We start from the raw sequence: 4563 nt of genomic DNA on the forward strand, positions 1-4563 counted from the left end.
CCACGGCGATGAGAGCGCCGGTGATGAAGCTGGAGGCGTCGGGCGACCCCCGCGTGCGGCAGGTGCTCGCCGAACTGCTGGAGCGCAGCCCCGAGTTCGCCGAGCTGTGGGGGCGGCACGACGCGCGCGGGAAGGCGCTGGAGCGCAAGCGCTTCGGGCACCGGCACGTCGGGCCGCTGACGCTGACCATGCAGACGTTCGACGTGCGGTCGAGCCCGGGGCAGGAGCTCGTCGTCTACCACGCCGAGCCCGGCTCGGAGAGCGCCGATGCGCTCGCCCTCCTCGGGTCGCTCGCAGCGACCGGGCGTCAGCCGTAGCGCTTCATCTCGTGGAAGAAGTCCGGCACGGTGTTCAGCGCGCCCGACGACGCGACCTGGTCGTAGACGTACTTCGCCACGGCCAGGTCCAGGACGCCCAGGCCGAACGGTGAGAAGACCACCGGCTTGTCGGCGGGCGGGGTCGTCTTCTCCGTCAGGACGTCGTACAGGGTCCCGGCGACGAAGTCGCGGTTGCCGACCCGCTGCTCGGCCAGGTGCGGGGACGTGTTGGCCTTCATGCAGTGCTCGACGTCGTCCACGACGTTGTAGGACGCCAGGATGATCTCGGGGGAGAGGTCGCGCAGCGACACGTGCAGGACGAGGGGGTTGTGCGCGAACCAGTCCGGGTCGGTGACGTGCGGCTCCCCGGCGACGGTCGCGAAGACGACCAGGTCGGACGAGCGGATCAGCGACTCGGGCGAGTCGTGGATCGTGATCTCGCCCTTCTCGGTGCGCTCCAGGTAGCCCTGGAAGCCCTCGGCGTGCTCGCGCGACAGGTCGTGGACGCCGAGCTCGTCGAAGGTGAAGCCGTTGCCCGCCAGGTAGGTGTGGATGTACCGGGCGATGAGGCCGACCCCGACGAAGCCGACCCGGCGGGGGCGGGCGCCGCGGCGGTCGGCGAGGGCCGCGGCGGCCAGCGCGGCGGACGCGGCGGTGCGGGCCGCGGAGATGATGGAGCTCTCCAGGCACGCGAACGGGTAGCCCGTCTCCGCGTCGTTGAGGATCAGCACGGCCGACGCGCGCGGGATGCCGTTCGCGACGTTGCCGGGGAAGCTGGAGATCCACTTGATGCCGTGCACCCCGACCTCGCCCTTGACGGACGCGGGCAGGGCGATGATCCGGTCGGACGGGCGGTCCGGGAAGCGCAGGAAGTAGGAGTCGGGGTTGACGGTCAGGCCCTCGCCGTGCAGCCGGTAGGCCGCCTCGACCATCCGGGTGACCTCCGCCTCGCGCCCGGCGACCGCCTCGTGGACCTGGGCGCCGGAGACGACGGCGAACGTGGGGGCCTGCGTCATGGGGAGAACTCCGTCTTTCTGTAGATGATCAGTCGCCGAGGATGGCGGCCGGGTCGCCGAAGTGCTCGCGCACCCAGTCGTCCTCGTAGATGGAATCGAGGTAGCGTTCGCCGAGGTCGGGGGCGATGGCGACCGCCACGGGGTCCTCGCCGGGGTACTTGGCCTCCAGCCAGCGGGAGGCGCCCGACACGACGGTCCCGGTGGAGCCGCCGAACAGGAACCCGCGTGCGGCGAGCGCGTGGACGGTCCGGATCGTGTCGGTCTCGGGGACGTGCACGACGTCATCGATGAACGACTCGTCCACCAGCGCCGGCTTGCTGCTGGTGCCGAGGCCCGGCACCATCCGCCGCTCGGGGATGCCGCCGAAGGTGACCGAGCCGACCGCGTCCACCGCCACGATCGTGACGGGGCGGCCGTGCTCGCGGAAGTAGCGGGCGCAGCCCATCAGGGTGCCGGTCGTCCCGGCGCCGACGAACAGGACCTCCAGGTCAGGGAACTCGCGGTCGATCGCCGGGGCGGTGCCGCGGTAGTGCGCCAGCCAGTTGTTCCGGTTGGCGTACTGGTTCAGCCAGACGTACTCGTCGCCGGACGCGCACAGGTTGCGGACGTAGGCGATGCGCCCGCCGAGGTAGCCGCCGTTGGCGTCCCGGTCGGACACGACGCGGACCTCCGCGCCGAGCGCCCGCATGACCCGCATCGACGCCGGGTTGCAGCGCGGGTCGGTGACGCACACGAAACGCAGGCCGCGGCTCGCGGCGATCAGGCTGAGCGCGATCCCGAGGTTGCCCGAGGAGGACTCCACGATGATCGAGTCCGGGGTCAGCGCGCCGTCCCGCTCGGCCGCCTCCACCATCGCCGCGGCCGCCTTGAGCTTCACCGAACCGGCGAAGTTGAAGCCCTCGCATTTAAGGTAGAGCGGGCGGTCAATGACATGCCGAAGATCGACGTAAAGGTCGTCGACATTGAATTCCTGCGGCGAGGTTATTATCGGCACGCTGCCACCCTGAAATGAAGAAGCAATTCCCTCGTCTTCCCCCGAAGTTCGCCGCGGGCTTCACGCCAGAGCCATGGCGGAGCATCACGGTACCTTCGGGCATCTTGCTGCCGCAACCCCCTGATTACCCGCCGGTAGGGCAGAATGCGTGGTGCTTCTGCCGGGCCGGACTTAGGCTATGGCGGCCGCTTTGTTCCGCTGTTACAGCGGAGAAGTTCTACAACACGGAGAGTAATGATGAGTGCTCGCGGACCCGCCGTGGACCGGCTGCTGCCCCTGGCCGGGCTGCCCGCGCTGGACGTGCCCGCCGCGCAGGCGGAGCGCGCCCGCGAGCTGGCCGCGCGGCTCGGGATGCTCCGCGAGCGGGACGTCGACCTCGCCGACCCGGTCATCACGCGGGTGGAGCGAATCGCCGCCGAGCGCGACCGCCCCGCCGTCGCCGACGAGCACCGCTCGCTCTCCTACGCCGAGCTGGCCGCCGAGGCGCGCCGCCTGGCCGCGCTGCTGGAGGACGAGGGGGTCCGCCCCGGCGAGGTCGTCGGCGTGGGCGGCGGGCGCTGCGCGGGCGTCATCGCCGCGTTCCTCGCGATCGAGCTGGTCGGGGCCCTCTACGTCCCGGCCGACGAGACCTGGCCCGCCGGACGCGTCCGCGACGTCCTCGACCAGGCGGGCGCTTCTGTGCTGGTCACTGTGGACACGCCAGAACAGAGCGCGCCGGCGCTGCTGGAGGGGGCGGCCGAGGCGGGGTGCCGCGTCGTCGCCGCGTCCCGGGCGGACGGCTTCGCCCCCTGGCCGGGCGAGCCGCGGCTGAGCGCGCCGGACCAGCCGCGATACGTGCTGTTCACCTCGGGTTCGACGGGCCGGCCCAAGGGCGCGGTCGTCGAGCACCAGGGCATGCTCAACCACCTCTGGGCGAAGATCATCGACCTGGAGCTGACCGGCGCGGACGTGGTCGCGTTCACCGCCCCGCTGGGCTTCGACATCTCGATCTGGCAGATGCTCTGCCCGCTGCTGATCGGCGGCCGGGTGGACGTGGTCGGCGACGAGACCGGCCACGACCCGGTCGCGTTCGCCCGCGCGGTGGACGCGCAGGGCATCACGGTCGTCGAGCTCGTCCCGACCATGGTCAGGCACCTGCTGGACGACCTGGCGGGCTCGCCCGCGGCCGGGGGGCGGCGCCCGCTGGCGGGCCTGCGCTGGATGATCGCCACCGGCGAGGAGCTGCCGGCCGAGCTGGCCCGCCGCTGGCTGGAGGCGGCGCCGCACGCCCGGCTGCTGAACGCCTACGGCCCGACCGAGTGCTCCGACGACGTCACCCACCACACCGTGACCGCCGGTGACCTGGACCTTCTCCGCCTGCCGATCGGCACGCCGGTCGTCAACGCGCGCCTGTACGTGCTGCGGTCGGACGAGGACGGCGGCACGGACGACACCTGGTCGGCGTGCGACGTCGGCGAGGCCGGAGAGCTGTTCGTCGGCGGCGTGGTGGTCGGCCGCGGCTACCTCGGCGACGACGAGCGGACCCGCGAGGCGTTCTACCGGGACCCGTTCGGCGCGTCCCCGACCGGGCGCCTCTACCGGACGGGCGACGCGGTGCGGCTGCTGCCGCCCGGCGCGGGCGGCGAGGACCGCCCCACCCTGCAGTACCTGGGGCGCGTCGACCGGCAGGTCAAGATCGCCGGGGTGCGGATGGAGCTGGGCGAGATCGAGGCGGTGCTGCAGCGCCACCCGGGGGTGCGGGCCGCCGCGGTGGTGGTGCACGAGTACCCGTCCAGGTAGCGCGACCGCCGTTCACCGAGCGTGATCGCATTGGCCGGATTCGGTTGCCAACCTTTGTCGCCCCGCGAGCGTCCGGCCGTCGCAGTCGCCCTGACAGCCGATGGTTTTGTCACTCCTGTTAGCAATGGGGCGGTGCAACTTCTGCTTTTGAGGGGATTGCGAGGCATGTGACCGGCTGGTTGACTGTGACCCCGCTACTCCTGAGTAGATCGTGGGACGCGGGCGGAAGACGGGCAAGGGCGCAAAGCGGCGGCGCTCCGTATTGGCCGGAACACAGGGCGTTGACTCCGGGATCGCGCGGGCGATCGCGTGCCCCGGAGGGAACTCGGGGTGAAAGGGGACGGGGAAACCCGATCAGTTCTGTGGTCATTCTCTTTGAATTTCTGCCCGCCGGCGCGTTGCCGGACCCGAAACCGGGCGTTAAGAAAGCCCCCTGCGACCGGGAAAGCACCGCTTG

General features: G+C 71.4%; 4 protein-coding genes. 2 read left to right on the forward strand and 2 right to left on the reverse strand.

What is annotated here, in order from left to right:
- The first annotated feature begins 23 nt into the window (after nucleotides 1-23).
- Nucleotides 24-317 carry an MmyB family transcriptional regulator gene (locus ABWI07_RS33390; RefSeq protein ID WP_353821032.1) on the forward strand — a complete coding sequence of 98 codons (294 nt, stop codon included), beginning with the start codon at nucleotides 24-26 and terminating at the stop codon, nucleotides 315-317.
- Here ABWI07_RS33390 and sbnB read toward each other — a convergent pair.
- Complete coding sequence (gene sbnB / locus ABWI07_RS33395; protein WP_353821002.1) at nucleotides 308-1333, reverse strand: 2,3-diaminopropionate biosynthesis protein SbnB; 1026 nt, start codon at nucleotides 1331-1333, stop codon at nucleotides 308-310. The two genes, ABWI07_RS33390 and sbnB, sit on opposite strands and share 10 nt — an antisense overlap.
- A gap of 28 nt (nucleotides 1334-1361) precedes the next feature.
- Nucleotides 1362-2327, reverse strand: coding sequence for a 2,3-diaminopropionate biosynthesis protein SbnA (sbnA, locus tag ABWI07_RS33400; RefSeq protein ID WP_149263618.1), 966 nt, complete (start codon nucleotides 2325-2327; stop codon nucleotides 1362-1364).
- 237 nt (nucleotides 2328-2564) lie between these two features.
- Here sbnA and ABWI07_RS33405 point away from each other — a divergent pair, with 237 nt between their 5' ends.
- The gene (locus ABWI07_RS33405) at nucleotides 2565-4106 is read left to right on the forward strand and encodes an amino acid adenylation domain-containing protein (protein WP_353821003.1); all 1542 of its coding nucleotides are present in this window, start codon (nucleotides 2565-2567) and stop codon (nucleotides 4104-4106) included.
- Nucleotides 4107-4563: the final 457 nt, after the last annotated feature.

The sequence above is a fragment of the Actinomadura sp. NPDC000600 genome, assembly GCF_040492135.1.
Classification (GTDB): domain Bacteria; phylum Actinomycetota; class Actinomycetes; order Streptosporangiales; family Streptosporangiaceae; genus Spirillospora.

Bases quoted from the DNA above. Each gene is read 5' to 3' on its own strand.
- ABWI07_RS33390 (WP_353821032.1), top strand. From the start codon at position 24: ATGAAGCTGGAGGCGTCGGGCGACCCCCGCGTGCGGCAGGTGCTCGCC.
- sbnB (WP_353821002.1), bottom strand. From the start codon at position 1,333: ATGACGCAGGCCCCCACGTTCGCCGTCGTCTCCGGCGCCCAGGTCCAC.
- ABWI07_RS33405 (WP_353821003.1), top strand. From the start codon at position 2,565: ATGAGTGCTCGCGGACCCGCCGTGGACCGGCTGCTGCCCCTGGCCGGG.